Origin of the sequence: Mesorhizobium sp. M1050, from assembly GCF_040318715.1 — a bacterium.
Taxonomy (GTDB): domain Bacteria; phylum Pseudomonadota; class Alphaproteobacteria; order Rhizobiales; family Rhizobiaceae; genus Mesorhizobium.
This window is the reverse complement of the sequence record NZ_JAMYMV010000003.1, coordinates 170292-196522: the sequence shown is the minus strand read 5'-3', so window position 1 is coordinate 196522 and position 26231 is coordinate 170292. Positions and strand designations below refer to the sequence as shown.

The 26231-nt window shown below is 60.3% G+C and carries 20 protein-coding genes; 10 read left to right on the top strand and 10 right to left on the bottom strand.

The annotated features are described in order from the left end of the window. The first annotated feature begins 336 nt into the window (after positions 1 to 336). Both NKH57_RS03265 and NKH57_RS03260 read left to right on the top strand, forming a co-directional pair. The gene (locus NKH57_RS03265) at positions 337 to 1377 is read left to right on the top strand and encodes a LacI family DNA-binding transcriptional regulator (protein WP_023763031.1); all 1041 of its coding nucleotides are present in this window, start codon (positions 337 to 339) and stop codon (positions 1375 to 1377) included. Between the two features lie 8 nt (positions 1378 to 1385). Then, complete coding sequence (locus NKH57_RS03260; RefSeq protein ID WP_502898137.1) at positions 1386 to 1835, top strand: GlcG/HbpS family heme-binding protein; 450 nt, start codon at positions 1386 to 1388, stop codon at positions 1833 to 1835. A gap of 32 nt (positions 1836 to 1867) precedes the next feature. On the opposite strand, the gene NKH57_RS03255 is transcribed toward NKH57_RS03260, so the two are convergent. Beyond that, positions 1868 to 2899 (bottom strand): L-idonate 5-dehydrogenase, encoded by a 1032-nt coding sequence (locus NKH57_RS03255; RefSeq protein WP_352941664.1) that lies wholly within the window; start codon positions 2897 to 2899, stop codon positions 1868 to 1870. A 14-nt stretch (positions 2900 to 2913) separates the two neighbouring features. Next, positions 2914 to 3834 (bottom strand): 2-hydroxyacid dehydrogenase, encoded by a 921-nt coding sequence (locus NKH57_RS03250; protein ID WP_352941700.1) that lies wholly within the window; start codon positions 3832 to 3834, stop codon positions 2914 to 2916. Between the two features lie 169 nt (positions 3835 to 4003). Here NKH57_RS03250 and NKH57_RS03245 point away from each other — a divergent pair, with 169 nt between their 5' ends. The 8 genes from NKH57_RS03245 to NKH57_RS03210 all read left to right on the top strand — a co-directional run bounded on the left by NKH57_RS03245 (position 4004) and on the right by NKH57_RS03210 (position 11439). After that, positions 4004 to 4741 (top strand): SDR family oxidoreductase, encoded by a 738-nt coding sequence (locus NKH57_RS03245; RefSeq protein WP_352941698.1) that lies wholly within the window; start codon positions 4004 to 4006, stop codon positions 4739 to 4741. Continuing rightward, the gene (locus NKH57_RS03240) at positions 4710 to 5288 is read left to right on the top strand and encodes a gluconokinase (protein ID WP_023763036.1); all 579 of its coding nucleotides are present in this window, start codon (positions 4710 to 4712) and stop codon (positions 5286 to 5288) included. Before NKH57_RS03245 ends, NKH57_RS03240 begins: the two co-directional genes overlap by 32 nt. Further along, positions 5285 to 6169, top strand: a complete 885-nt coding sequence (locus tag NKH57_RS03235) for an NAD(P)-dependent oxidoreductase (RefSeq protein ID WP_352941661.1) — start codon at positions 5285 to 5287, stop codon at positions 6167 to 6169. Before NKH57_RS03240 ends, NKH57_RS03235 begins: the two co-directional genes overlap by 4 nt. Before the next feature lie 78 nt (positions 6170 to 6247). Beyond that, the gene (locus tag NKH57_RS03230) at positions 6248 to 7744 is read left to right on the top strand and encodes a sugar ABC transporter ATP-binding protein (RefSeq protein WP_352941658.1); all 1497 of its coding nucleotides are present in this window, start codon (positions 6248 to 6250) and stop codon (positions 7742 to 7744) included. Between the two features lie 19 nt (positions 7745 to 7763). Then, a complete protein-coding gene (locus NKH57_RS03225; RefSeq protein ID WP_352941656.1) occupies positions 7764 to 8819 on the top strand; it encodes an ABC transporter permease in 1056 nt (351 codons plus the stop codon). 28 nt (positions 8820 to 8847) lie between these two features. Beyond that, positions 8848 to 9783, top strand: coding sequence for an SMP-30/gluconolactonase/LRE family protein (locus NKH57_RS03220; RefSeq protein WP_352941654.1), 936 nt, complete (start codon positions 8848 to 8850; stop codon positions 9781 to 9783). Between the two features lie 73 nt (positions 9784 to 9856). Continuing rightward, complete coding sequence (locus NKH57_RS03215) at positions 9857 to 10972, top strand: ABC transporter substrate-binding protein (protein WP_352941651.1); 1116 nt, start codon at positions 9857 to 9859, stop codon at positions 10970 to 10972. A 131-nt stretch (positions 10973 to 11103) separates the two neighbouring features. Beyond that, on the top strand, positions 11104 to 11439 hold the full coding sequence (locus tag NKH57_RS03210; RefSeq protein WP_352941648.1) for a hypothetical protein: 336 nt from the start codon (positions 11104 to 11106) through the stop codon (positions 11437 to 11439). A 1-nt stretch (position 11440) separates the two neighbouring features. Here the strand turns inward: NKH57_RS03210 and NKH57_RS03205 are convergent, their stop codons facing one another. From NKH57_RS03205 to NKH57_RS03170, 8 genes are all read right to left on the bottom strand, one after another. After that, a complete protein-coding gene (locus NKH57_RS03205; RefSeq protein WP_352941645.1) occupies positions 11441 to 12523 on the bottom strand; it encodes a RelA/SpoT domain-containing protein in 1083 nt (360 codons plus the stop codon). Positions 12524 to 12825: 302 nt separating this feature from the next. Next, positions 12826 to 16161 (bottom strand): AAA family ATPase, encoded by a 3336-nt coding sequence (locus NKH57_RS03200; RefSeq protein WP_352941642.1) that lies wholly within the window; start codon positions 16159 to 16161, stop codon positions 12826 to 12828. A 413-nt stretch (positions 16162 to 16574) separates the two neighbouring features. After that, on the bottom strand, positions 16575 to 17423 hold the full coding sequence (locus tag NKH57_RS03195; RefSeq protein WP_352941639.1) for an adenylate/guanylate cyclase domain-containing protein: 849 nt from the start codon (positions 17421 to 17423) through the stop codon (positions 16575 to 16577). A gap of 222 nt (positions 17424 to 17645) precedes the next feature. Continuing rightward, positions 17646 to 18140, bottom strand: coding sequence for a Rab family GTPase (locus tag NKH57_RS03190; RefSeq protein WP_352605663.1), 495 nt, complete (start codon positions 18138 to 18140; stop codon positions 17646 to 17648). 13 nt (positions 18141 to 18153) lie between these two features. After that, positions 18154 to 20811, bottom strand: coding sequence for an OmpA family protein (locus NKH57_RS03185; protein WP_352941636.1), 2658 nt, complete (start codon positions 20809 to 20811; stop codon positions 18154 to 18156). Between the two features lie 7 nt (positions 20812 to 20818). Continuing rightward, entirely contained in the window at positions 20819 to 21484 is a 666-nt protein-coding gene (locus NKH57_RS03180) for a hypothetical protein (protein WP_352832852.1), read from the bottom strand. A gap of 555 nt (positions 21485 to 22039) precedes the next feature. Next, complete coding sequence (locus tag NKH57_RS03175; protein ID WP_023762157.1) at positions 22040 to 22720, bottom strand: redoxin domain-containing protein; 681 nt, start codon at positions 22718 to 22720, stop codon at positions 22040 to 22042. A gap of 18 nt (positions 22721 to 22738) precedes the next feature. Next, a complete protein-coding gene (locus NKH57_RS03170) occupies positions 22739 to 26038 on the bottom strand; it encodes an ATP-binding protein (RefSeq protein ID WP_352941633.1) in 3300 nt (1099 codons plus the stop codon). Positions 26039 to 26231: the final 193 nt, after the last annotated feature.

The window sequence follows — 26231 nt, the reverse complement described above, 5'->3', positions numbered from 1 at the left end:
AGGAAGCCGCGAAGCCGGTCTGGCCGAGATTGTGGCGCAAAGCTGTGCCTAAAGCGAGTGGGAAACCAGAGCCATTCTGGATCGATGTCCACGCTTCGTGCTTTGAAAGTCGCGTGAAAGGCAGTCTGGAATTGGCGGGGAAATCTCCAGAGACCGAAACCCAAGGCGGACACGACCTGGTTGTTGCCAGCTCGCGGTGATATCGATAACATATCGAAGTCGATCCGATTCTGAGAGGTGGTGCATGAACGCGGCCGGACGCCAGACAAACCCCGTGACTGAGTGTCTGGCGCTTACCTCTGTTAGGCCGGTGCGGCCGGCCGGTAGAGAGCGCTGATGGCCAAGGCAGCCTCATCGAAACCGAGCGAGAGCTACGCTCCGACGATGGTCGACGTGGCGCTGCGGGCGGGCGTGTCGACCATGACGGTTTCGCGGGCCCTGAAGGAAGGCGGTCGCGTTTCCAAGGCGACGCGGGAAAAGATCATGGTCGCGGTCAACGACCTCGGCTATGTGCTTGACCAGTCGGCCGGCAGCCTGTCCTCGCGCAAGACTGGATTTGTTGCCGCGATGGTTCCGTCACTCAACAACTCCAACTTCGCCGACACGGCGCGCGGCATTACGGATGAACTGGAGAGCACGGGGCTCCAGCTTCTGCTCGGCTACACCGACTATACGGTCGAGAAGGAGGAAAAGCTGATCGAAGCGATGCTCCGCCGGCGGCCGGAAGGCATCATCTTGACCGGCGGCGCTCACACGGATCGCGCCCGCCGCCTTTTGAAAAGCGCCGGCATTCCAGTAGTCGAAACCTGGGAGTTGCCGGTAAAGCCGATCGATCAAGTGGTTGGTTTCTCCAACGAGGAGGCGATGGGGCTTCTCGTCAAGACGCTCGCCAGGAAGGGTTACCGAAAATTCGGTTACATCGGTGGCACGACCTCGCGCGACACGCGCGGCAGCCAGCGGCGCGAAGGTTTTGTCAGAGCCATTGAGGAGCTCGGCCTGCCGACCGGGCGCCTCGTTTCCTTTGGCGTGCCGCCGATATCCATCGAGCAGGGCGGCCAGGCCGTCGTCAGCATGCTGGAGCGTTGGCCGGACACGCAAGCCGTACTCTGCGTTTCGGATCTTTCGGCCTTCGGCGCACTGATGGAATGCAAGCGCCGGGGCATGCGGATCCCGCAGGACATCGCCATTGCCGGCTTCGGCGACTACGAGGTAGCCGCCTTTTGCCATCCCGGCATCACCACCGTGAATGTCGACTGCTACGGGATCGGGCAACAGGCCGCCCGCAGATTGATCCAGGTGATCCGAGGCGACGAGAAACGACACGGCCAAGAAATCGTGCTCACCGGCTATCGCGTCGTCGAGCGCGAAAGCACCTGAGTTCCTGCATGGATTCAAACGCAGCGAAGGGCAGCCCAATAGCGATGTTTCGCGAGACCATCACCCTCACGCATGACGGTGCTTTGAAAGCCGTTGCAGCCGGAGCAGCGCGCGCCGTCACGATGGGCGTGCCGCAATGTCTCGTGGTTGTCGATGCGAGCGGCGAAGTCCTCGCCAGCCTGCGCATGGATGGCGCGCGGTTCCTCAGCATGCGTACGGCGCAGGCGAAGGCGCGCACCGCAGCGTCAATAAACGCCGCTACTGGCGGCATGGCGTTCGAAGCGGCGCTCTCAGCCGGTATCGCTTCGCAGGGCGGCGTGACCAATTTGCCTGGGGGCTTGCCGATCCGCTTCGGCGGACGCCTTGCGGGCGGCATCGGCGTCGGTTCGGGAACCGGCGAGCAGGATTTCGATGTGGCACACGCTGCGCTGGCGGCGGTTGGCGCCGACGTGATTTAAGGCGATGTGCCTCCAGCGCAACCGAAGGATCTTCAGAACGCGATCTGAACCTTCATGGATTTGTTTCGGTCACCGGCGATGTCGAAAGCCGCGACCGCCTCGTCGAGAGGATAGATGCCCGTCAGTAGCGGTTTGACATCCACCCGGCGGCGATTGATCAGGTCGACGGCGAGCGCAAATTCCTCGTGGAAACGGAAAGTGCCCCGCATCTCGATCTCTTTCGCGACGATGAGGTTCTGCGGGATCGACAGATCGCCGCCGAGACCGAGCTGCACGAGCACGCCGCGCGGCTTCAGGACATCAAGCCCTGCACGCACCGCGCGTTCATTGCCGGAGGCCTCGAACATGATGTCGAAACTACCCTTGTCGACATTGTAGGCGGCGAGCTTTTCGCTGTTTGTCGCGACGTTGATGGTGCGATCGGCGCCGATCTCCAGCGCCTTCGCCAGCACGCCCTCCATGACATCGGTGGCGACGATTTCGCGCGCACCGTGGGCTCGTGCGGCGAGGATGCAAAGGGCGCCGATCGGCCCGCAGCCGGTGACCAGAACCCGCTTGCCGAGCAGCGAGCCGGCGCGGTTCATGGCATGCAGAGTAACCGCGAAGGGCTCGGCAAACGCGGCTTCGTTGATGGAGATGTGGTCGGCTATTCTGTGGCACTGCCACGCCTCGGCGACCAGGCGCTGGCGGAAGGCGCCCTGGATGTGCGGCATCGGCATGGCGCTGCCATAAAAGCGCATGTTGAGGCATTGGTTCTGCATGCCTTGCAGGCAGTAGCGACAGGCATTGCAGGGTCGGCTAGGCGAGATCGCGACGCGGTCGCCGATGGCCAGCGCGGAAACGCCACCGTCGATGGCCCTCACCGTGCCGGCGACCTCGTGGCCGAGGATCATCGGTTCGCGCAGGCGAGTAGCGCCGAAGCCACCATGGTTATAGTAGTGCAGGTCCGAGCCGCAGATGCCGCCAGCTTCGACCGCGATCTCGACCTGGCCGGCGCCAGCGGAGCCCGGATCGGTCTCCTCGATCCGCAGGTCTTTTGCGGCGTGGATGACGATCGACTTCATGATGTGATCCCTTCTCAGACGACCGGTGTCAACAAGGTCTGTCCGCCGAAATGGGCCGCGAGATTGTCGCGAACGAGCTGACCCATGGCCTTGCGGGTCTCCACCGTGCCGCTGGCGTGGTGCGGTTGCAGCACGACGTTGGCAAGCTTCAGGAAGCGCTCGTCGATGGTTGGCTCGTTCCAGAACACGTCGAGCCCGGCACCCTTTATGGCACTGGATTCCAGGGCCGCGAGCAACGCGGTCTCGTCGATCGTGCTGCCGCGCGAAATGTTTATGACGATACCGTCTGCTCCGAGCGCTGCCAGGATCGACGCATTAATCATGTGTTTCGTGCTTTCGCCGCCGGCGAGCGTTACGATTAGAAATTCGCTATCGCTCGCCAGTTCGAGCAGATCGCCGACGAACGTATAGGGAAGATCGTCGCGCTTGCGGTTGTCGAAATAAGAAATCGTGCAGTCGAATGCAGCGGCGCGCTTCGCCACCGCCGCACCGACGCGGCCCATGCCGACAATGCCCAGCCTTTTTCCACAAACACGCGTGACCAGCCCCATATTGCCCTTGCGCCAGCTTCCATCGCGTACGTAGGCGTCGGCCTGCGGGATTTTTCGCGCCACGGCGAGCAGCAGCCCGATGCCGATATCGGCTACGTCCTCGGTTAGAACATCAGGTGTATTGGTGACACGAATGCCGTTCGCCCGGGCATAGGCAAGGTCGATGGCGTCGGTGCCCACGCCGTAGCAGGAAACGATTTCAAGCTGCGGCAGCTTCGCCATCAGCGCAGCACTTGCGCCAAGCTCGCCACGCGTAGCTATGGCGCGGATCGCGCCGGCGTGGCTTGAGAGCAGCGCGTCCTTGTCCTCGGACTGCCAAAGCTTGTGGACGCGATATTTCGCTTCAAGATCTCCCATGTCCCAATCCGGATAGGGACCTGTCATCAAAATGTCGGTCACGGCGTCATCTCCTGTGCATTTTTCCAATTGACTATGTTATCGATAACATTCATGTCAATAGGGACTGGCGGCAGGTAGGTTGGAAATCGCGGCCGCTTCAGGAAACATTGCTCAGGAGGAGCGTTTGGGCAGTTCGTTGTTTGATTTGACCGGCATGAAGGCGCTGGTCACCGGCTCGGGGCAAGGGATCGGCCTGGCGCTGGCCGAGGGGTTGGCGCAGCACGGCGCCGAAATCGTGCTCAACGGGCGCAGCGCCGAAAAAATAAAAACGGCTGCGGATGCACTGACAGCGAAGGGACACAAGGTCCATAGCGCCGTCTTCGACGTCACCGATCATGCAGCGGTGGCGAACGGCGTCGCGGAGATCGAGGCGACGATCGGCGCCATCGATATCCTTATCAACAATGCCGGCATGCAGTTCCGAAAGCCGCTCGAGGATTTCCCCGCCGACAAATGGGAGGAACTCTTGCGCACCAACATCTCCAGCGTGTTCTTCGTGGGACAAGCGGTGGCGCGGCACATGATCCCGCGGCGGCGCGGCAAGATCATCAACATCGCCTCGGTGCAGAGCGAACTGGCACGGACCAACATCGCGCCCTATACGGCCACGAAAGGCGCTGTGCGCAACCTGACGCGCGGCATGTGTGCCGATTGGGCGAAGCATGGCTTGCAGATCAATTCCATCGCGCCGGGCTACTTCAAGACGCCGCTCAACCAGGCGCTGGTCGACAATCCCGAATTTTCAGCCTGGCTGACCAACCGCACACCGGCGGGCCGATGGGGCGATGTCGGCGAACTGGTCGGCGCGGCGATCTTTCTGGCCGGACCGGCCTCATCCTTTGTCAATGGACACACGCTCTATGTCGACGGTGGCATCACGACCTGCCTTTGAACCCGCGCTCATCGTCGTGATGGGTGTCAGCGGCTGCGGCAAGACCAAAGTTGGCGTCGAGATCGCCGCACGGCTTGGCCTTGCCTTCGTTGAAGGCGATACGCTGCATCCGCGCAGCAATGTCGAAAAGATGTCGGCGGGCATACCGCTTGCAGACGGCGATCGCTGGCCTTGGCTGGATCTGGTCGGCGCAGCCTTGCGCCAGGCTCGTGAGGAGGGTCGCGGGCTAGTCGTCAGCTGTTCCGCGTTGAAGAAATCCTATCGCGACAGGCTTCGCGATGCGGCGGGCGAGTCGCTGTTTTTCGTATTCCTGGAGGGGTCGCGCTCGCTGCTGCAAGCCAGGCTCGCCGAGCGCCGCGGCCACTTCTTTCCACCGGCGCTGCTCGACAGCCAGTTCGCCACACTGGAGCATCCAGGCGACGAACCGCTGGTGGTCACAGTGGACATCGACGCGCCTGTCGACACGATTGCCGATAGAGTGTTGCAGGGCCTGGGTGCACTTGGGGTCGACCCTGCCAGGATGAAGGAAAGAGGCACGTTGAAATGACGCAACCAACAAAAGTCGCCGTTGTCGGCGCCGGCATCATGGGGTCAGCGATCGCCACCCGCCTGATCGAGACTGGGCTAGCCGTGACGGTGTTCGATCTGGACAAGGTCAAGGTTGCAGCGCTGACTGCAAAGGGTGCGGCTGCCGCCGCGTCGGTCGCCGAGGCAACGCGAGCGAACGACTTCGTCATTCTCAGTCTCAACCATGCCGATATCGTGCGTTCGGTGGTGTTCGGCGATGCCGGTGTCGCGACTGCGGCATCGCCCGACAAGCTGCTGATCGACATGTCGTCGATCGACCCGGCCGACACCGCTGAGATGGCGAAGAAGCTCTCTGCCGAGACCGGCATGAAATGGCTCGATTGTCCGCTTTCGGGCGGCGTTCCCGGCGCGCTGGCCGGCAGGCTGACCGTCATGGCGGGTGGCGAGACTGAAGACTTCGAACAGGCGCGCACGGTGATGCGGCACCTCTGCACCAACTACACTCTCATGGGCCCGAGTGGGGCAGGGCAGACGACCAAGCTGATCAACCAGCTGTTCTGCGCCGTACTGTTCCAGGCTGTCGCCGAAGCCGTGAAGATTGCCGAAGCCGGCGGCGTAGACCCGAAGGCAATTCCCGCGGCACTCAAGGGCGGGCGGGCTGATTCCAGCATCATGCAGGAGTTCATGGCAAAATTCGCTGCCCGCGATTTTTCGCCGACCGGCCGCATCGACAATATGCTGAAGGATCTGGATTCGCTGCAGGCCTTCGCGCTGAAAACCAAGACGCCGATGCCGATGACCGGGCAGGTGGTCGAGATCCACCGCCTGCTCTGCGCGGCTGGACTGGGGCCAAGGGATTCGGCTGAGATGATGCGCCTGCTCGACGGCAAGACCAGCTAAGCGGCGAGCCCAGATTTGTCGCTTGACGCTCAGAAATGTTATCGATAACATCATTTGGCGATCTCGGGAGGAACGCTTTTGACTGAGGAAAAACTGATCGAGTTCAAGTCGATCACCAAGGAGTTCGGCGGCACCCGCGCGCTCTCCGACGTGTCGCTCGATCTGCACAAGGGCGAGATCCTGGCGCTGCTCGGCGAGAATGGCGCCGGCAAGTCGACGCTGATCAAGACGCTCGCCGGCATCTACCGGCCGGATGGCGGCCAAATCCTGTTTCGCGGCGAGCCCTACCACCATCGCCCGCCGCGCCCGAACCAGCGCCAGTCCGTCGCCTTCATTCACCAGGATCTCGGTCTCATCGAATGGATGACGGTTGGAGAAAATGTCGGCCTCGCCCAAGGCTTTTCGCTTCGCTCTGGCCTGATCGACTGGCGATCGACCGAGGAGAGGGCACATGAGGCGCTGAAGCTCGTCGGCTGCGATTTCGATCCGACGACGCGGGTCCAGGATCTGACGCGCACCGAAAAATCGCTGGTCGCCATCGCTCGCGCCTTGGCTACCGAGGCCGATGTGCTGGTGCTCGACGAGCCGACCGCCAGCCTTCCCGCCGACGAGGTCGAGCGGCTGTTCGACGCCATCCGTCCGCTCAAGCAGCGCGGCGTCGGCATGATCTATGTCTCGCATCGCCTCGATGAAATTTTCCGCATCGCCGATCGCGTCGCCGTGCTGCGCGACGGCAGGCTGGTGGGCGAGAAGAAGGTCGCCGACACAAAACCGGACGAACTGGTCGAGATGATCGTCGGCCGCCCGGTCAGCCAGGTTTTCAGCAAGGCTCAAACGCGGGCCGGCGAGACGATCTGCGCCGTGCGCGACCTGGTCTGCGCCGGTGCCGGCCCGGTGTCTTTCGACGTGCGCAAGGGTGAGTTGCTCGGCCTGGTCGGCCTGCGCGGCGCCGGGCAGGAACTGGTTGGCCGGGCGCTGTTTGGCTGCCAGGCCTTTTCCGGCACGGTGACGATCCGCGGGGCTGTGCCGGACCTGTCCAGCCCGATCGCGGCGATGTCGTCCGGCATCGGCCTGATCGCGCGCGACAGGACCGAAGAGTCAATCGCTGGATCCTTGTCGATCCGCGAGAACAGTTTCCTCAATCCCGGCGCCGGCAAGCGCGGCCTGTTTTCCTTCCTCGCGCCTCATAAAGAGGCTGCGCTGGCGCAGGCGATTGGCGGGTCGGTCGGGCTGCGCCCCAACGACCCGAATCTGCCGATCGAGGCACTGTCAGGCGGCAACCAGCAGAAGGTGATTGTCGGCCGTTGGCTGCACACCGACCGAAAACTGCTGATCGCCGAAGACCCGACCGCCGGCGTCGATGTCGGCGCCAAGGCCGAGATCTACCGGCTGATCGGACGCGCGCTTGAAGCCGGCCTCGCCGTCGTCGTGGTGTCGACCGATTTCGAGGAGATCGCCCACATCTGCCATCGCGCTTTGGTGTTTTCGCGTGGGCAGATCGTTCGCGAACTCACTGGCAAAGACCTCACCACATCCGCCGTGATCACCGCGGCATCGGCTTCCGAAGCCGCCTGATCTTTCTGGGAGCGAACTCATGCAATCGATCGAATCCAGCGCACTCGAACCGACCCGCGGCGAGATGGCGGGTTTGTCCATGGGGCAGAAGGTCGTCCGGCTGCTGCCGGTCTACGGGCTGGTCATCCTGACGGTGTTGCTGATCCTGTTGTTTTCGATCCTGCTGCCGAACACGTTCCCGACGCTGCTTAACCTGCGCTCGATCATCTCCGACAAGGCGATCATCGCGCTGTTGTCGCTGGCGGCGATGATCCCGATGGCATCGGGCCGAATTGACCTCACCGTCGGCTACGGAATTGTGCTGTGGCACATCCTGGCCATCAGCTTGCAGACTATGTTCGGCATTCCGTGGCCGCTGGCAGTGATGATCGTGCTGCTTCTCGGCGCCGCGACCGGCTTCCTCAACGGCCTGCTGGTCGAAGTCGCCCGCATCGACTCCTTCATCGCCACGCTCGGCACCGGCACCGTTCTCTATTCCTTGGCGCTTTGGCACACTGGCGGACGGCAGGTTGTCGGCGTGTTGCCCAACGGCTTCTACGCGCTCAACGGCACGATGGTGTTCGGGCTGCCGATCACCGGCCTCTACGTGCTTGGCATCGCCGTGGCACTGTGGATCATCCTCGAATATCTGCCGATCGGCCGCTATGTCTATGCCATCGGCGCCAATCCGAAGGCCGCGGCGCTGAACGGCATTCCGGTGCGTCGCTTCGTCATTGGTGCCTTCATCTCGTCGGGGTTCCTGACGGCGCTGACTGGCGTGCTGCTCGCCTCCAAGCTGCGCATTGGCCAAGCCAGCGTCGGGCTGGAATATCTGCTGCCGGCTCTCGTCGGCGCCTTTCTCGGCTCGACAACCATCAAGCCCGGGCGTGTCAATGTTTGGGGTACGATGACCGGCGTCGTCATCCTGGCCGTCGGCATTTCCGGCATCCAGCAGTTCGGCGGCTCGTTCTTCGTCGAGCCATTGTTCAACGGCGTGACGCTGCTCGTCGCCATAGGCATTGCCGGCTACGCCCAGCGCAAGCGCGGCGCCGCTCACAGGGCCAGGACCAAGACCGTAGTGCAGGCCTCGAAGTGACCAGCCGAACCCATCCGGGAATAATGGCATGAGCGACTGCGAGATTCTGGACGATCGCTTCCGAAAACTGACGATCGGGCATGCCAAGCTCGAACGGCTGTGGACCGGCAGCCGCTGGGCCGAGGGGCCGGTCTATGTTCCCGCGGCAAAGCATTTGCTGTGGTCGGACATCCCCAACGACCGGTTGTTGCGCTACGACGAAAGCGACGGCTCGGTCAGTGTCTTCGAAACCCCTTGCAACTACCAGAACGGCCATACACTCGACCGCGAAGGCCGCGTCGTTGCTTGCGAGCATGGCGGGCGCCGTATCTCCCGGCTCGAGCATGACGGGAGTTGGCAGACGCTTGTCGAAACCGTTGCAGGCAAGCGGTTCAATTCGCCCAATGACGTGGTGGTCAAATCCGATGGGACGATCTGGTTCACAGATCCGGTCTACGGCATCGAAAGCCACTACGAGGGGAAGATCGCCAGGGCGGAGATCGGCGGATCCCATGTCTACCGGTTCGACGAGCTTTCGGGTGTGGTGACGGCCGTTATCACCGATATGGTGCAGCCTAACGGCCTGGCTTTCTCGCCCGACGAGACGATCCTCTATGTCTCGGACAGCGGCGCCAGCCACGCGCCCGGCCTGCCGCGCGCAATCAAGGCCTATGACCTTGCCGCCGATGGCCGGTCGGCGCGTGCAGGCGATACCTTCGCCGAATGCGGGGCAGGCCTCTTCGATGGTTTTCGCGTCGATCGCGACGGCAACATCTGGGCCTCCAGCGCCGACTCGGTGCGCGTCCATGCACCGGACGGAACCCTGATCGGCCGTATCCTGGTTCCCGAGCTCGTTTCCAATGTCTGTTTCGGCGGTCCCAAGCGCAACCGTCTCTACATCACCGCGCAGACATCCCTCTACGCCATCTACGTCAACGCACATCCGGCCGGCGTTGGTCCGGTGGCGGGCGACATCAGCCGGTGACATGTCGCCAACTCCAATCGAAAGCCGAGTTTTGAAAGACCATGCAATTCTTGAAACCAAGGGAGGTACCAACATGCAACGCAGAACATTCCTGAAATCATCCGTCGCCTTGATGGCGATCGCGATCGCTGCTCCGGTCCTGTTGGCCGGCCATGCTCGGGCGGACGCGATGGCCGACGCCATGGCGGTCGTCCAGAAATATGCGCAGAAGGTCACTGCCTGGGATGGCCCGACCACCGGTCCGAAGGCGCAGCAAGGCAAGACGATCGTCGTGCTCGCCGGCGACCTCAAGAACGGCGGCATCCTGGGCGTCACCAACGGCGTCGAGGAAGCGGCCAAGGCGATCGGCTGGGAGGTCAAGGTGATTGACGGCGCCGGCTCGATCGGCGGCCGCACCGCTGCCTTCGGCCAGGCCATGGCGTTGAAGCCGAATGGCATCGTCATCAACGGTTTTGACGCGGTCGAGCAGGCGCCGGCGCTGGAACAAGCCAAGGCCGCAGGTATCCCGTTGGTCTCCTGGCATGCCGGACCGGTGATCGGGCCCGACGAGAAAAGCGGCGTGTTCGCCAACGTGTCGACGGATGCCATGCAAGTCTCCACGGCCGCGGCCGACTGGGCCTACGCCGATGCCAAGGGCAAGCCTGGCGTGGTTATCTTCACCGATTCGACCTACGCCATCGCCATCGCCAAAGCCGACAAGATGAAGGCGGAGATCGAGCGGTTGGGCGGCAAGGTGCTCGAATATGTCGACACGCCGATCGCCGAGACCTCTCAGCGCATGCCGCAGCTGACCACCTCGCTGCTGCAGAAATACGGCGATGCCTGGACGCATTCGTTGGCGATCAACGACCTTTATTTCGACTTCATGGGACCCTCGCTAGCCGCCGCCGGCAAAGCCGGAACCGACGCGCCGATCAATGTCGCCGCCGGCGATGGTTCGGAGTCGGCCTATCAGCGCATTCGCGCCAGCCAGTTCCAGAAGGTGACGGTCGCCGAACCGCTCAACTTGCAGGGCTGGCAGTTGGTCGACGAATTGAACCGCGCCATCGCTGGCGAAAAATGGTCGGGCTATCTGTCGCCGCTGCATGTCGTGACGGCCGACAATGTCGAGTTTGACGGCGGCCCGACCAATGCGTTCGACCCCGGCAATGGCTACCGCGACGCATACAAGAAGATCTGGGGTAAATAGGAGCCAGGCGATGCGGGCGTAACACGCGATGCGCCCGCATCGCATTCGTACCACAAATCCACGAATTGCGCCGCGCCTGCCCTTGCCGGCCGGCGCCCATCCCAAGCGCAGAAAATCAGGAAAGCCTCGCCATGATCATTCGGTACGCCCTGTTCGAAGGCGAAATCCACCCCGGACGCGAGAGCGAATTCCGGCGCTTCGTCAGGGAAAGGCTGGTGCCGCTGTGGACGCAATTTCCTGGGGCGGAAGAGGTGCGCGTCCTGGACGGCACCGCGCGGGACGACGGCGCTCCCGTCTATGCCATGGCGCTTGCCATTCGCTATCCCGACATGGACACCTGCAGCCGGGCGCTTCAATCCGATGTCAGATTTCAGAGCCGCAACGTGACCGGAGAGCTGCTCAAGATGTTCACCGGCCGCGTGCATCACCATGTTTTCGAGGCCAACGAGTTTTCGCCAGCTCGATAGACTATACTGTATTAGATAACCGAATTCCCGTGCAGATGGATTTCAGATTGCGAACAAATAAGGAAACGTCTCCGAAGTAATTCGGATACATTTCACCAAGCTTTTCGACCTTCTCTACCTCGACCAAGACAGCCTTTTCACCATTGCTCCTTAGCTCGATTTTTAGCTCTATCTCTTCCAATGTCCGCGCACCTAGCATAAGCGTCCAGAATGGTTGGGTGGTCACGCTATGATCTTTGCCATATTGGAGCAAATAGTATCGAGATTTTTCCGTTGGCTGTACAAAGTTTTCTGAATAATGGGTAAGATTCTTGATGCCTTCTAGTATGCTGGTCGCACCTATACGCTTATTGATATCCCGCAATTCCCGCACCCGGTCATTGTGATCCGGAACACCGATATGGACGGGGCACTGCTCAACGTGCGCGAATTCCGCCGACATAAGCTCGAAAAGGCGTAGCCAGTCCTGATCGCCCTTTCCGTGCTTCAGATCTTGGCCCCGGAACAGCCCGACAGCCTCAACTGCAGTTGCCCATGAGTGCTGAAGTCTGGTCCGAACTTGCAATTCGATGCGTCGTCCCTCGAAAGCCTCAGTGTCGGCATCTCTGGGTCGGTACTTGAAAACAATGTGGTGACTTCGATAGCCGTCCGGCTTCGGCTCATCGATATAGTTGAATTCCCGAGAGTGGATATCATGGGGGAACTTGTCTCGCATCGATGCGAGAAGCGAGCGAACACCTTTGATGTCGGCCATGATCGCTCGGCAACCGCCGATGTCGTTCATGGTGTCCAAATTGGTGGTGGACTCGCGAAGCTTCCGACGAATGGATGCGATACGCTTCGGGCGGGATGCCATGTCGCCCTTCAGTCGCAGGGCCCTCATGTGGTGACCGACAGAGAACCGAACGCTCCGCATCGGCAGAAAGTGCGAGTCGCGCCAGCTATTGGCGATTGAGAAGATTTCGAGTGTGTCCACGTACTGGCCGACAGTGATGTCTTGTCCGAACTGAATAGGTTTTGCCAGCCGGTCGCCTGCCTTGCGGACGACTTTCGTGCCGTAGGCAAGGCGCGGGTACTCAGTCATTGGACCCATGAAGTTAAGGTAGTCCGCCTCATTCTGGGCTGGCGGGACTACCGCAAGGGAATCAGATCTCATGGATCACAACATACGGATCTTAAACCTAGCGGGCTATGACGTTGCGGGCCGTCAATGTTTTTCGCGGCTGCGAAACAACCTGATGTCCATGATGGCGGCGGCGGGCGTTTCATCCTCCAAGAACTTTTCAGCTTCGGCGGCTTGCCCATCCATGCCGGCCTCCTTTTCCAGCAAGCGTGCATCAAATCGACGTAAACTACGTTGTCGGAACCGCCGCAGATTGTGCGACCTCAATGGCAAAGGACGTCCAGCGCCCTTTGTGCCGCGATGAGGTCGACGATTGGGTACCTAGTGTTAAATGTGTGGACCACCGCTTGCAGACGCGTCGCGGCCTCATGGACACGACCTTGACGTGCCAGAACTGGTGCCAGCTGGGTTACGGCGCGAAGCTCGAAGAGTCTCGCTTGCTGCCGACGGGCGGTGGCAATTGCTGTTTCGAATAGGTGCGCGGCACCTGTCAGGTCATCTCTGCCCGCGGCGATTTGGCCACGAAGGCGAATGCATTCTGCCAGGTAGCTCGCTTCGTCCGTATCGAAAACGAGGGTATCGACATCATCAAGCATTTGCGATGCGTCTTCGATGCGACCGGCCCGCAGGAGAAGACCACAAAGTTCGCATGTTTTCTCAGGGGTATGAAATACGACGCCCTGCCCACGCCAAAGAACCACACTCTCCCGGACGTCATCGATGCCGGCATCCATGTCACCTAGATGCGAGCGGGCATGGCCACGCCACCTGAGGCCACTGCTTCGACGCGCCGTGTAGCCATGCCGTTCGCAAATCTCGACGATCTTCGTAGCGTTATCGAGTAATTCTTCGTATTGGCCGAGTAGCGCGCACAATTGGCACTGCACGAGAAGATGCCACGCGAGGTCGAAGGGCTTATCGAGCTGGTCAAAATTTTGCATCAGGCGCTCTTTCTCTTCAACTGCAGCATCAAAGAAACCCAATATGATCAGCGATTCGCTAAAATATGCCTGGGCAGATACACGTTGATCTGCACCGGCGAACGAAATGCGACGACTTGGGTCAACCCGATCAATCAGATCTAGGGCCTTGCGCAAGGCCTCCACTGCCAGCGGCTCTTCTCCCCGGTTGGAATGAGCGATCCCCTTTGTTGTCCAAAGACCACTCAGATAGGCCGTTGGAAGGAGATCGGCACCGTTTGCGAGCTGCTCTTCGGCCAGGGTCAGGTAATCGTGATTGCGCCCGGTGGCATAAAAAAATGGAGCGAGTGAAAGCGCAACGTCACATTGCAATTGGACCGATGCGGTGTTCGCGGCGGCAAGTCGTGCATCCTCAAGCGTCTTCCCAAGGCGCGCAGAACGATACCCTTCAGCCTGCATCAAGGCATTGGCCATCGCAAGGTGGAGATGTGTCATCCGTTCGGCGCCGCTGGACATATCGCCAAGTCTCGTGCTGCAATCAATAGCGCTGGCAAAGTGCGACACGGCTTCCCGGGTGGCAGCTCTGGCCACGGCGGCCCTTCCCGCCTTTTCCCAGTGATCGAGCGCGCCCGCCCAATCCCCAGCTTCTTGAAGGTGGTGCGCGAGGAGCTCGGGTTGCGCTTCAGTGATTTCGGTCCACTTTTCCTCCAACACGTCTGCGACACGCTTATGTAGCTCCTGACGCTTACCGCGCAGCAGCGTGCCATACGCTGCGTCCTGAACGAGCGCATGCTTGAAGAGGTAAGTGGCCAGTGGCGGCGTCCCGCGGCAGAACACCAGACCGGCACCGACGAGCTGATCGAGAGCGCCATCGAGCTCAACCGCGTTCCGCTGTGCGACCGCTGCCAGCAATTCGTAGGAGAACTCCCGACCGAGAACCGCGCCGACCTGTGCGACCTCCTTAACGGTTGAGCCGAGGCGATCGAGCCGCGCCATCAATGAGGCATGCAGTGTGGCGGGGACGTTCAACGCCGTCGCAGCAGCTCTTGAGAGCACTGTCCTGGCGTTGCCGCTCTCCAACACCGCCTTGGTTAGCTCCTCGACGAACAGTGGCACCCCATCCGTGCGTTCAATGATCTCGGCGACAACATCGCTCGGCAGCTCTCCATTGCCGACGACCCGTTGGACCAGCGCGGCGCCGTCGCGACGGTCCAGCCGGCTGAGGGCAAGCAGTCTGACATGTGCCTGCCCGGTCCATGGCGCTTGAAATTCCGGGCGAAAGGTGACGACCAGCAGCACCGGCAGCCGCGACATGCGCTCGATGAGAAGGTCGAGCAGCTCGCGTGAGCTAGGATCAATCCAGTGCACGTCCTCGTAAAGCATCAGCACCGGGCCTTGCCGCGTCAGGTCTTCGAGCTGCCGGAGCAGCGCCTCAAAGGTTTTCTCTTTCTTACGCTGGGGCGTCAGTTGGAGAGGCGGGAAGCGACCTTCGGTCGGCAACGACAGCAGCTCGGCCAGCAGCGCCACGTCCTCCGGCGAGGTCGGGGCAAGCAGGGCCGCAACCTTATCCAGCTTCCTCTCAGGCGGGTCGTTGCGCTCCAACCCGGCGGCGCGTTCTAGCTGCGCAATGGTCGGGTGGAGCGCGCTGTCTTGAAGGTGCGGCGAACAGAAATAGCGCAAGCGGGTGTGTGGCTCATTCTGGATCCGCTCCTGCAAGGCGACGGTGAGGCGCGACTTTCCGATGCCGGGCTCACCTGAGAGCAGCACCACACGACCTTCACCACTTTTCGCGCGATGCCAGTGGCGCTGCAGCAGGTCGACCTCCTCATCACGCCCGACCAGCGGCGTGGGCGCCGTCCCATGCAGCGCCTCGAACCGGCTTTCGACAGCGCTCTCACGAAACACCTGATAGGAATGGATCGGCTCCGGAAAGCCTTTCACCTCGACGGCGCCAAGATCGCGATATTCGAAAAGATCGCCGACCAGCTGCCGCGTTTGCGGCCCGATCACGACCGCGTCGGGTTCGGCAAGAGCTTGCAGGCGGGCGGCGAGGTTCGGCGTCTCGCCCACGACGCCGCGCTCTTGCCCTTCGCCGGCGGTGACCAGATCGCCAACCACGACCTGTCCGGTGCCGATGCCGATACGAACCCGCAATGGCTCGGGCTCTGGGAGTCGCCTGACGGCATCAACGAGAGCAAGGCCAGCGCGCACCGCCTGCTCGGCGGCGTTCTCGTGCGCCTGCGGGTAGCCGAAATACACCAAGACTCCGTCGCCCATATACTTGGCGACAAAGCCGCCGAAGTGGGCGACCGTATCGGCGACGCAGCGGTGATACGCTCCGATGGTCTCACGCAGGTCCTCGGGATCCAGACGCGTCGCCAGAGCCGTCGAGCCGACGAGATCCACGAACATGACGGTCAGCTGTCGACGCTCCGCGCTTAGGTCCCGGGTGCGGCTCTGAGCCGCGATGTCATCGGTGCTCGCGTCGGGTTGGCTTGACGACCGCCCCAACCCCACAACCGCTTTGCGGAATCTTTTGCGATGACCGAGAAGCATGCCGAGCTTCTCGAGGTCGGCATCAGTCAGCTCCGGCAGGACTTCCGCGTCGATCGCGTTGTCGCGAAATGCCTGCTCGTATTGCTGGAGGCCGAGGCCTCGCAACCAAGCGGCAATGTCCACACAGCCCTCCCAAGGCGGAAATCGGGTCCCTCATCCGCAATATTAACTCAGATCCCAGGGAAATGCTGTAGGCTTGGTTTTCTGTCGAAGCTGGAGGTTACTATCTGCTCGGTGAATACGAGGCTTCGCTGGATTCGTTCCGCCGTTGGGACAATGACAACTATGATCGTGGGTTCGCAAATCTGGCTGCCTGTTTGGGACAGCTCGGACGCATTGACGAGGCAATATTGGCTTGGGGCAGGTGCCTTGAGCGCAAGCCTGGTTTCACTCTAAGTGATTACAAGCGGGGCTCTCCATATCGCCGTCAGGACGACGTGGAGCACTGGCAAGATGGCCTACGGAAAGCAGGCATTGCGGATTGACGGTTGATGAACAATCATGCGGTTCGTCGGAAACGCAACTGCCGTCAATTACTAACCGAGCCGCCACATTCGGACACGACCTGTACCACGCAATTCCGTTTCCTCGAGCGGGTCGCAAGCAAATTTTGGTCCGAGCAGTTGGCGAGTTGCATCGGAAATACGGATTTCATCGGGCTCCGCAGACGTTTGAATGCGTGAGGCGAGGTTAACCGTCTCGCCCCACAGGTCGTAGGCGAACCGCCTTTTGCCTATGACGCCAGCGACGATCGGTCCTGAGTGAATTCCAATTCTCAGTCTTATCGGTTCTCCCGCGAAGCGTTCGCGCTTGACCGCCCTCCGCAGTTCAAGCGCGTAGTGCGCAAGGGCTTGTGCATGATCGGATCGCGCGGTGGGCAAGCCAGCGACAACCAACACACAATCGCCGATTGTCTTGATCTTTTCGCAGCCGTGTCGTTCCGAGAGCCGATCCGCCGCCTTAAAGAAGTAATTTAAGATAGCGAGCGTCGTTACCGCTCCGACGCTCCGCGCTCTTTCCGTAAAACCGACGATGTCGGCAAAAAGCACACTTACCTCCGCGTGGTTGTCCGCAATTTTTTTGTGTGCCTTCAACCGCTCCGCGATCGACGCCGGAAGAATGTTAAGGAGCAGGGATTCGGCGCGCTGGTATTCACGCGACAATCCCTCCTGGCTCTTCCTCAACGCCTCGTTTGTCGATTGTAATTTCTCGTTGAGTTGACGCTCCCTCTCTTGCAGGAGCGTCATTTCATAAGCCTTCTGTTGAAGCCGCTGCTTGTTGTCGCGTTCGGCAGTGGCGTCAAGAAAGAGCAGCCACACGCAGTCGTCGTCGGCAAAAAGATGAAGGTCCGCGACGCGCCCGCTGGGCAGTTCGATCATAGCCATATGATATGGAAGTTCCGGGAAAGGCAGCAAACCTTCCATGAATTGAAGCTGATCGGTAACAGGCCTACCGATGCGAACGGATAAGAGCCCGTAATGTTCAACGTTACCGCCCTTCGCGGCTATGCAAAGCTGAGCGTCAATTTTGACATATGCGATAGAGTGCTCGTTATAGAAGAAATTGTAAATCCAATCTCCGACTTCTCGTGGCAATCTACGCATGGTCTATTTGGTGACCATCGAAGCAAGTTGAAGGAACGCATCATCGACGTGCTCACCCGAAAGCGCACTTGTTAGATAGATTTGCCATCCACGTTGCCTCAGTCCATTTATCTCACTATCCGGTATTACCCACTGATCGGCCAGATCGGATTTGTTGAACAGCAATACAAACGGCATAGCACCGAATTCGGCCTCGACCCGCTCGCGCAGCGTGAGCGCGGCGGCAAGAGTAGCGGCGCGGGTTCCGTCGACGACAAGCACGAGCCCTGTCGCACCCCGCACATGGCTGACGCGGAATGAGCCGATATCGTCTTCGCCGGCCAAGTCCCACAAGATCAGATCCACTGTTTTGTCCGGGAGTGCGACACTCTTCTTGTCGATTTTCACTCCTACCGTGGTCAAGTAGGTTTCTGAAAAGATGCTTTGCACAAACCTGCGAACCAGGCTGGTCTTTCCGACAGAGAACCCGCCCAACATACAGATCTTTTTTTGCAACATCTTGGGCTCCGCCCTAATCCAGGTTTACCGTAACCGAAACCCGGCGATTGGTGGAGCTACCGGTTTGACTATTTTCAGGCACCGCCGGTTCAAAGGTGCCCGCGCCCCGAACCAGCAGTAGTTCCGGAGCGACGCCGCGCTTGTTGAGAAGCGCACGAACTGTCTCGGCGCGGGCGGCGCTGATCGACGCGTTGGCCGTCTCACGGCCCGTGGCGTCCGAATGGCCGGTCAACATGAACCGCGCTGTTACGCCTGACTTGCGGGCATCTTGGGCGAATTCCTTTATTTGACCCGCCAATCTGTCGAGAACCGGAATCTGCTCTGGTCCCGGCACAACTTTGCCGGAAGAGAAGAATATATCGGTCGTCTGGATCGCCTCTCTCAAATGATTGAGTTCTGCAAGGTCCAGCTCATGCAGCTGCGAGACATCCAGAACCACTCCGTCCGCCGAAAGTTGTTCGGCGGCGGCCTGCGCCCGGTTGATCCAGGCGGCAGGAGCCTCACCCACGACAACGATGCGACCCTGGATGATCGAAAGCTGGACCGATTTCGGCGGGGTCAGCGACGCCGTCAGCCGCTTCACCACGAACTTCGGATCGAGGCTCTGATAGAATTGCCAGTGTGAATGAACGCGGTCAGGATCAACCTCCGTTCCGGACAGCAGAGCTTGCGGGTCGGCGGCAAGCGGGTCTCTCAGGCCGGAAATGTAGAAATGTCCGCCCCTCGCCGTTTGTTGGGCGACGATGATCCCCGGTTGGGCCTCAAGTCGCGACACATAATATTGCCAGTGCTCCGCCGCGCGTGCTTCGGGGCTCACATCACGAACCTTGGAGATGTCGAATTCCGGTCCGCCTGCCGAAAGCTGGCGGGCGGCTGCGCGCGCCCGATCTATCCACGTGTCGGGAGCCTCACCCTCGGCAACGATGCGATCGTTGACGATCGAAAGTCGTACTGTATCCGGCGGATACAGCGACGCTGTCAGCCGCTTCAACACGAACTCCGGCTCAAGGCTCTGATACAATTGCCACTGTGAATGAACGCGGGCGGGATCGACCTGCGTTCCAGACAACAGCGACTGCGGGTCGGCGCCAAGCGGGTCTCTCAGGCCGGCGATATAGAATTGGCCGTCGCGTATCTTTTGTTCTGCAACGATGATGCCCGGCTGGGTCCCCAGTCGCGACACATAGGCCTGCCAGTGCTCCGCGGCGCGTGCTTCGGGGCTCACATCACGAACCTTGGAGATGTCGAATTCCGGTCCGCCTGCCGAAAGCTGGCGGGCGGCTGCGCGCGCCCGATCTATCCAGGTGTCGGGAGCCTCACCCTCGGCAACGATGCGATCATTGACGATCGAAAGTCGTACTGTATCGGGCGGGGTCAGCGACGCCGTCAGCCGCTTCAACACGAACTCCGGCTCAAGGCTCTGATACAATTGCCACTGTGAATGAACGCGGGCGGGATCGACCTGCGTTCCAGACAACAGCGACTGCGGGTCGGCGCCAAGCGGGTCTCTCAGGCCGGCAATATAGAATTGGCCGCCGCGTATCTTTTGTTCTGCAACGATGATGCCAGGCTGGGTCTCCAGTCGCGACACATAGGCCTGCCAGCGCTGCCCGGATTGCCAGGAAAGAAAGAACCAACCGCCTGCCGGAATCAAAATCAGTAGGGCTGCAGCCACCACCAGCCACGGAAATCCCTGGTTTGATTCCTCCTGCTTCAGTTCAACGCAGGTCTGCAACTGCGCTTCTATGCCGGCCAACTGCGAACTGTCGCCGTCAAACTGCTCTAAAGCCTGCGAGCATTCATCATGGATGCGAAGCAATACATCGCGAACGATTTCATGCAATTCCTCTGGCGGATTTCCTCGGATCACCGAAACCAGGGTCGCAAACGGTCCAACTTCCGACCAGAGACGAAGGTCGCCAAAACGAATTGTGTCCAGGCCGCTCTGCTCTTTCTCGTTAAACGAATCTTTCACAAAATCTTGAATTGCACTGAGCATCGAAGAAATGAGTTGAGGATCTTCGCTAGTTGCATTATCGGCAGTTACATGCGCTATCAAAAGACCGGAATTCCGGTTAATAAGAAAGACATGCTCCACACGATAGATAAGAGAATGTTTCAGAACAACTTCTGAGAAGCTAGCTCCAGTTCTCCACGATTCAAATCTCCACTTGAGCCCATGCCAGGTAAAGATATGTCTCAAAGTTTCATTCAGCGACTGAAAGGTCTGGTCGATCTTTTCCCCGATCGACTTGCGAATTGCCGGCAGAAACACTGGGTATAATATATCCGTCAGCGTGCGCGGGCTCTTCTGGATTGACCGTTGCACAGCCCTTTCAACAGCTGGCGCAAGGGCCTCGCCGAGTTGCGCATGAGGCGCTCGTGCGGCCGCATTTGAAAGAACGTCGCCCACGGCTGCCGCGAGCTGCTCCGGTTCGTCTAGCAGATGGGTAACTCGTGAAAGCTCTGAAATTTCGCGGCTGACCAGCAATTGGCGCAGCGTTTCCATGCGAGGATCGGCGGTTGGAACTCCGTCGAAACGCGCGCGGTAGTCCGGATCAACATTCCGGGCAATTTCGATCAAAAGGCGAGCCAGAGCCTCGCGATCAATCTCTGTATCGTTCGAGGCTGTTCTTTGCGGAAGGGTGATCGGGTCGACGGTTGACGTCAAGGTCCCATCAACTCACTTTCCAGCTACGGTCCGAGTTGCTCTTGCTGCCGACCGGGTCCTGATTCAGACATTTTGCAACCTCGACAAACAGGCCAGCCAGAAGATTTCGGTCGGTCTTGACGTTGCTGAGGTCAGCAAACATTTTCTCTATCAGCAACTGAACGCCTTCATTCTTCTGCTTGATTTCCTCACGCAGCAAATGATCGTTTCGATTTATCCGGTCCGCAACGTCGCGCTCAAGCTCGCTCAATTGGTCCGACAACGCGCGCACCTGCTTTTCAAGTGCCTGGTTTTGCTCGCGAAGATTCCGGTCAATCTCCTTGTCGGCATCGGCTCGTGAATCTTTTTCGTTCCGCAATTGCCCCGCAAGCGAATCGACCTGCTTCTTTGCATTTGACTCGTACATTTCGAGATTGCGCTTGGCTTCCGATTCGACATCCTTGAAGCGCTGCAAGACCCGTTCTTCAAGCTTGGAAAAGCGGCGGTCATAGTCCTGCATCTGGTTGCCGAACAGCAGATCGCGTATCTTGTCGACACCTACAGCGTCGCCCGAGGCCCCGCCCTCGCGAGCCTGGCCCACCACGAAGTTCAGCCCGTTTCCCTCTGCATTACCGATCAGGTTTCCGTCCACTTTATTTGCCGAAGAAGCGGCATTCGAAGATTCCTTAGCCATCCAGACGCCCCATTGACCAGAACAAAACTTGAAAACGCGAAATCATGTCAGACAAATACCAGGTCTGCAAGCCGGAATCCCTTGGCGCAATCCGATTCGTGCGTCCCTTGTTCGTCTTTTGGGCAGTGCACAACCTACGATTGAGTTCGCTCTTGGTACCTATTTTTGACAACGGAAATAGCCGGCAAATCCAATTGACCACACGCCAATCTACGCCGAAATGAGTAGTGATACGTTATATGAAATGAGGTCGATATGAATTGCGACTAACCTATAGCTTCATTGAAATTCTATGAGCGCTTGCCTTAAGGCCCGTCTTCAAGGCTTTTTCGCCTGGCTCTAATTCGCCCCGATCTTGACAGAGCTGTGCTGCAGTTCGGCACGCATCGCGCGATCGACGGTCTGTCGAGCTCTGAGCTTGCCGCCGAACTCCTGCGCTCTCTTGTAGTTATTGAAAAGTGGACCCAACCACGACGTTCGCGGCACCCTTCTCTGTCACCGACCGACGGCTTGGCAGGCTAAGGAGTGCGGCTATCGTTACTCCTGCAAGGGTCTCTATTGGGCGACTTGGGACACTGCTGACATCAACTCCTGCGGGTTTGGAGCTCCAAACATGTATCGCCCACCCTCTGGAACCTCCGTGAAGCTCCACCGGACGATCCCCTGCCGGTCCAGCAGGAATTGACCTATCAATTGTCCGTGTCCCGTTGCCATCATCTGCTCGTCGGCTTCGGTCACTTCGTAATTGTCCTTCTTGCCGAGGAATTCGCTGGCCGCAAAAGGATCCATGGGACCGGGCAACTCGCCTGGTAAGTCGACCCGCATATCCTTCGCCATTGCCATCGAGACCTTGTACGGCCAGTTCGTCTCGTTTTCGGTGAATTCGAGATTGGGCAGTCCAAAAGCACGATGTGAAGCGCGTTCAGGGTCGGACGCCGCAAGCAGATTTGGCATCGGGTGGTAGCGGAAATAGAGACGCGCCCGTTCGATCGGCGTGTTGACCACCGTCAGGCTCTGCACGCCCTTTTCACGCAGCTCCGGATCAAGCCGCGCCTGGGCGGCGATATGGCGCCGGCAAAACGCACAATGCAGACCTCGAAACAGGCCAACCAGGACCGGTTTATGTCCGCGAAAGTCGTCAAGCGCGATCTTGCCTTCCTGGGAAATGGCGTCGAGTACCACGTTTGGCGCCCGGTCGCCCGGTTGAAGCGGTACCAAGTCACTGCGCGCGGACATTTCAACCTCCAACCCCGGCTAATCGAGAAAAGGCAGCACCACAAGCGTCTCCGGGTCGAGCCCGTGCTGGGCGCATACACCCTGCGCCAAGGAAAAGTAGCGTTCGGCCTCGGCCAGATTGTCGAGGTCGAGATTAAGCGTTGCAAGACCATCATAGCACGGAAACAGCAGTTGGGGTTCGGCCGTTTCGCGGGCTACCTCCAGTGCTTCGTTGAACAAGCCAACCGCCAGCTCCGGACGGCCGTTGCACTGGTGGATCTGCCCAAGCACGATCAACGGCACCGGCAGGTGCTCGCGCTGGTCGAGTGCCCGGTCGATCTCGATGGCCTTCTCGGCAGCAGGCACGCCCTCCGTTGGACAGCGATCCGTGAAGGTACAACAAGCGACCGCCAAATTGGCGAGGAGGCGCGCCTGGAAGCCCAAATCACCAATGTGGCGCGCCACTTCAAGACCGCGCCGACAGACCTCCATCGCCCGTGCCGGATCAATGGTCGTGTAAAGCACGCCGAGATTGGTGTAGCCGCGGCAGGCCGCGCCCAGCAGACCGGCGGCTTCGGCCAATTCAATGCTACGCTCAACCTGGCGCACGGCTTCACGGTTTCGCCCAAGACGAGCCAACGCCACAGCCTTGGTATTGAGTGCCTCGGCGGTCACAAGAGTGGCACCACGCCCCACCTCGGAGACATGTTCCGTCGTCAGAGTGCCTACGCAATCCAGCGCTGCGTCTGCCCATTTTGCCGCGAGAGCATGATCTCCGCTACGGAATGCCTGTCGGCCACGTTCTTGCCAGAGATGCGCCTGCTCAACCGGGGCATCCGCGCCATCGAGGAGCGCTGCCGCTTCAGCATAGCGGGATTCTGCGTGGTCCCGCTTGCCGACGTCCCAGAGCAGCCGGCCGATCTTGCGCAAAACTCGCGCCGAAGCGACACGATCGCCTGACTCGCGGTATGCCTGCAACACCGTGTCGTAGTGGCTGTGCGCGATCTCGCGGTGGCCTGCCGGGCCGCTCAAATCGGCAATGCGCTCTTGAATTGCCAGTTTGAGCGGTGTTTGCCCGACCGCGCCCAACGCAGTCAGTGCTCGCTCGTAGAGACGAAGGGCGTCATCGTTGGCGTATATCATTCGAGCGCGATCGCCCGCTGCTTGCAGGTAATGCGCGCCCTTCTCCCGTTCGGCGCTCTGTGCGAAATGATGACCGAGCACTGTCAAATCCTCGAGTCGTTCCGGCTTGTCGCCGCACATTTGCTCCAAGGCAGCACCGACCCGCCCGTGAATGTCGGTGCGGCGTTGCAGGAGCAGATTCTGGTAGATCACGTCTTGCAGCAACGTTTGCGTAAAGCGGTAGCTTTGCGACGAGACCGAGCCTGATCCGGCAACTTCCTCGATGATTTCCGCATCGCATAGCATTTCGCAGGCGGCTTCTAGCCGGCCGGGGTCGGCTGTCACGGTTTTCAGAAGTGTGGCATCGAAGCGCGGGCCGATTACCGCGGCTTCTTGGGCCAATCGGCGCACCTCTTGGGGCAGCCGGTCGACGCGAGCAAGCAACATTGCCTGGATAGTGGCGGGAATGCCGGTTGCGACTTCGCCTGCCACGGTCCGCCATCGCTGGCCCTCGCGCATCAGTACACCGCGATCGATAAGGCCGCGAACGATCTCCTCCAGAAAAAGGGGGTTGCCGCCCGCGCGCTCGAGGATTTGCTCGAGAAGCCCGCCTGCAGAGTTTACCCAGCTCTCGCCGAAAAGCGCCGCCAACAGGCTGCGGCCGTCATTACTGTTAAGTGGCGAAAGTCTCAGCGCTGTGTGACTGACCCGACTTGAGTCGAGCTGGCCGGTGTCCGGCGCCGGACGATGGGTGACCAGCAACATCAACCGCGTGCGTTCCAACCTGTCCATCACGAAACGTAGCGCCTCAAGCGACACGGCGTCGGCCCAGTGCAGGTCTTCGACGACAATCAAGAGCGGTGACAGCGCAAGTCGCCGTTCGATGATCGTGCGGACTGCGTAGAGAATTTGCCGTCGCAACTGCTCGGGCTCGACATGCTGCAACGTGGCATCGGGGTCGCCAAGGCCAAGCACATGGTAGAGCAGAGGCATCAACCGCTTTGCCTCCTCGCCCTGCAGGCCGAGATCTGTAAGCAAGGCTGCGAGCTTCTCCCGCATTTCGTCCCCATTGTCGTTTTGCATCATCCCGGCAGCGCTGCGCACCACCGCGCCCAAGGCGCCAAATGATTGTTCGCCCAGCGGTGAGCAGGTGGCCTGCCGCACAGTGACGTTGCGAAAACGATCCTCATCGCCGACGCGGGCGACGAACTCCTTCACCAGCCGCGATTTCCCGATACCGGCTTCTCCGACAAGGCGGACAAGTTGGGCCGAGCCGCCACACGCCTGGTCAAGGCTCGCCAGCATTCTATTGAGCTCCGCACCACGACCTATTATCGGCGCGCTGAGGCCGAGCGCCTCGAGCCCACGCGCTGCACGCGGCGCCGCTAGCGGCGCATCGAGTCGATGGACGAGCACACTGCCAGCCTTGCCGCGAAGCACGACATCACCCAGCGGCTCGTAAGAGAAGGCATGCCGGGTCAGCCTGTGAGTGAGCTCGCCTACCAGCACCTCACCCGGCGCAGCGAGCGATTGCAGGCGTTGCGCCGTATTCACCGTGTCGCCGGTAACCGAATAGGATTTGGCGGTGCCGATGCCCAATCCGCCAGTAACAACAGGACCCGTGTTAATGCCGATGTGGAGCAACAGAGGCGAGCCGGAGTGGGAGGTGCCTTCGCCCAACCGCGCCGTCCGGGCGATCATGTCGAGAGCGGCGCGAAGCGCACGCTCCGGATCGTCCTCGTGCGCGACCGGCGCACCGAACAAAGCGAGCAGTGCATCGCCGATGAATTTGTCGACGAAGCCACCAAAGTTTCGGACGGCCGCGGTCAATTCCTTGAACAGTTCGTTCTGCAGCGCTTGCATGACCTCGGGGTCGAGTTGCTCGCTGAGTGTCGTGAAGCCGCAAAGGTCGGCGAACAGGACCGTTACCGTCCGGCGATCGGCGTCAGAGACGGGATGCAGCCCCTCTTCGCGTTCGATGTTCGCAAGCGGCGACGGAGTCCGAGAAGGCGGCACAATTTTCTGGCTTGGTGCCGGAGCAGGCCGTTCGACGGCTTTTGCGGACGCACCGACGCTTGCTCCACATTTCGGACAGAACTCGAAATCAGGTGCGCAGGGATAGCCGCAACTGGCGCAAAGCACGGGCTGGCGCCTGCCACACCGCGGACAAAAAGCGTAACCGCTCTCAACCTCGAAACCGCAGCCTGAGCAGTCCATAGAACAAGACCTCGCTAGGGGCCGTGACGGTGTGATCTAGCTACGCACTTCACGGCCAGGGTATTCACAAGGATGAACCGATAGCCGTCGACCAGCAAGCGGCAGTGCAAAATGGGCATCGAGCGATCGGTGCGGTCCTGGGGCAGAGCGCTGCCGGTCCGGACGGCGCCGTGGCCATTGTTTCTTGCCACCT